This is a genomic window from Desulfobacter sp. (genome assembly GCF_050177295.1).
Genome location: NZ_JBFXHE010000507.1, coordinates 1 through 2,838 on the forward strand (window position 1 = coordinate 1; position 2,838 = coordinate 2,838).

Here is a 2,838-nt window from a genome sequence, read left to right on the forward strand (position 1 = left end):
CGGAATCACACAGGCCGATAATCGGCGCGCCGACTTTCATAGCGGTTTCCATGACCTTGCAGATTTTCTCAGCGTGGGCCAGGGACAGTGATCCGCCGAAAACGGTGAAGTCCTGGGCAAACACAAAAATCTGGCGGCTGTTGACCAGCCCGTATCCGGCCACTACCCCGTCTCCGGGGATCTTTTCCCCCTCCATGCCGAAATCCGTGCAGCGGTGGGCCTTGAATCGGTCCAGCTCGACAAACGTGCCGGGATCAAGCAGTTTATCAACCCGCTCCCTGGCCGTCAGTTTACCGGATTCGTGCTGTTTTTTGATCCTCCCGGCACCTCCGCCTTCCAGGGCCTGCCGGCTCTTCTCCTGGAGTTTCTCCATCGGTGTTCTGGTTTCCATAGATTGCGCGCTGACGCCTCCCTTGTAAAAAAAGAATAAACCTGGTCCGTTACAATAAGCTTCTGAAAAATTTAAAGATCAGTCCATTATCAGGCCGATCATCTTTAGCAGTAGGCAATAAAGGTGTCAATATGTTCTTTTGGTAGGAAAGATTTTTTCATTAAGAAGTCTGATATCAGTACCGAATCAAATTTTTCGGCAAGGCGTTTTTTAGACGTGGAGATATTGCCTTAACTCACCCGGTTTGAATATCCGCTATGAGCCACTTTAATTCATTCCCGATCCGGGCATAAATGCTCCCGATCCGGGTAGAAGTTCCCATTGGGACATGTTAGTAGTCTCTAACTTTAACCATAATTAAAGGAATACTCATGTTAAACAAACCGGGAAAAAGATGTAATTCTTTCCCCATAATTTATTTTTTTTCTATTTTTTTTCTTTTTTTAAGCCCTCTTGTTAAAGACAAGGCAGTCGCTGCCCCCCTGACAGGACGGGATATTATGGTCATGGTGGATGAGGCCCCGGACGGGGATGACAGAAAATCAACCATTGAGATGGTGTTAATTAACCGCCGGAACAAAACACGGGTCCGTGAGATGTCATCCTTTAACAAGGATTACGGCAAGGACACTAAAAAACTGATGGCCTTTAAAAAGCCCATGGATATCAAGGACACGGCCTTTTTGTCCTGGGAGTATGACGATCCGTCCAAAGACGATGACAAGTGGCTTTACATGCCGGCACTAAGAAAGGTCAGGCGCATTTCAGGGGCCTCCACCAACGACTACTTCATGGGATCGGATTTTACCTATGACGATATGGGGGACCGGAATGTGGACGAGGACGACCACACCCTTATCGGGGAAGAGACTGTGGACGGTCGTGCCTGCTGGAAGATCAAATCCATACCCAGGGAAGATGATTCCCTCTATGATGAAAAAATCATCTGGGTCTCCAAAGAGGCCCATAAAACGGTAAAGGCCGAATATTACGACGCCCAGGGCCTGATCAAGACCTATACCGTGGAAGCGCTGCGAGAACACCAGGGCTTTTGGACTGTGTTCAAAATGAAGATGGAGAATCACCGGGAAAAGCATACCACCCTGATGACCCTGTCCGATGTGGCGTACAATACCGGGGTGGATGACGGATTCTTCATCGTCAACACCATATCCCGGGGCCACCTGCGGTGACTATGATTCTTACGGCCATTTTCAGCCTGGCCGTGCTGCTTGTGCATGTTTTGCCGGCCCGGCCCCTGATGGCCATGGACGCTGAGTTTACCGGTTTTTTGGAGACCCGGCACAACGCCCAGGTCAAATCGCCCAACGATATTCTGGCCTCGGAAACCCTGGCCCGGCTGGAACTGACCGCCTGCCAGGGAAATTTTACGACCTTTGGGGCGGTCAATCTGTCTGCCAACCACCTGCTGGAAGATGAGTCCGGGGTCAGCCTGCACGAAGGATACCTGGATTATGTTCTGGACAATGTGACCATCCGGGCAGGCCGCCAGATCATCATCTGGGGGCAGGCAGACGGCATCCGGATTGTGGACAATGTATCGCCCCTGGACTACGCCGAGACCATCACCCGGGACTTTGACGAGATGCGCATGGCCGTGGATGCCCTGAATCTCAAATATGCGTCCGGGTGGGGGGGGCTTCAATTGTTGTGGATTCCGGTTTACAAGTCCGGGGAGCAACCCTCAAAGGACAGTCCATGGTACCTGGGCAGCTATGGGAACAACAAGGTACTGCCGGACGACGAACCCGACGACCCTTTTAAAGACAGTGAGCTGGCATTGCGGTATGCCCTGTACCTGGCCGGCATGGACCTGGCCTTCTCCTATTTTTACACCTGGAATGACTTTCCCTGTTACCAGCGGTCCGGCACTGCCCTGGAACCAGTGTTTGACCGGGTTCATATCCTGGGTGCGGAGTTTTCAAAACCCCTGGGGGAATTTGTTTATAGGGCCGAAACCGCCTATTTTGCAGGCAGCCTGGTCCAGGGATATGGCAGCGATTATTTCACAGCACAAAAGGACCGGTTCAAGTGGCTTACCGGCCTGGACTGGTATCCCGGAAACGACTGGACCCTCTCCTGCCAGTACGCCCAGGACCATATCCTGAATTCCGGTTCCAGCCTTGCCGAAAGCGGGTGCGCCAAGACGGTCACGTTCAGCGTTTCAAAGGATCTGTTCAGGGAAAAACTGACCCTGTCGGCTCTCGGATATATGGATATTGATGTAAAAGACCGCCTGGTCCGCCTGACAGCAGAGTACCAGTTCATCGACGACCTGGAAGTCTTTCTGGGGAGCGACATCTTTGCCGGGGACCGGAAGGGGTCCTATGGCCGGTATAAAGACAATACCCAGGTCTGGACAAAGATAACATACCATTTTTAAAGGATCTATCATGATCAACATAAATAGAATCAATCAGATGTTT

3 protein-coding genes are annotated in these 2,838 nt (G+C 51.4%); 2 read left to right on the top strand and 1 reads right to left on the bottom strand.

Annotated features, from left to right (window positions below):
• Positions 1-373, bottom strand: a 373-nt coding sequence (locus AB7U36_RS21795; RefSeq protein ID WP_428161701.1) for a carboxyl transferase domain-containing protein, incomplete at its 3' end; no start/stop codon positions are given.
• Between the two features lie 389 nt (positions 374-762).
• On the opposite strand from AB7U36_RS21795, the gene AB7U36_RS21800 reads away from it, so the two are divergent.
• Positions 763-1,584 (top strand): outer membrane lipoprotein-sorting protein, encoded by an 822-nt coding sequence (locus AB7U36_RS21800; RefSeq protein ID WP_428161702.1) that lies wholly within the window; start codon positions 763-765, stop codon positions 1,582-1,584.
• 2 nt (positions 1,585-1,586) lie between these two features.
• Positions 1,587-2,795, top strand: coding sequence for a DUF1302 family protein (locus tag AB7U36_RS21805; RefSeq protein WP_428161703.1), 1,209 nt, complete (start codon positions 1,587-1,589; stop codon positions 2,793-2,795).
• The last annotated feature ends 43 nt before the right edge of the window (positions 2,796-2,838 follow it).

Coding starts and splice junctions, on each gene's coding strand:
- AB7U36_RS21800 (WP_428161702.1), top strand. CDS start 763: ATGTTAAACAAACCGGGAAAAAGATGTAATTCTTTCCCCATAATTTAT.
- AB7U36_RS21805 (WP_428161703.1), top strand. CDS start 1,587: ATGATTCTTACGGCCATTTTCAGCCTGGCCGTGCTGCTTGTGCATGTT.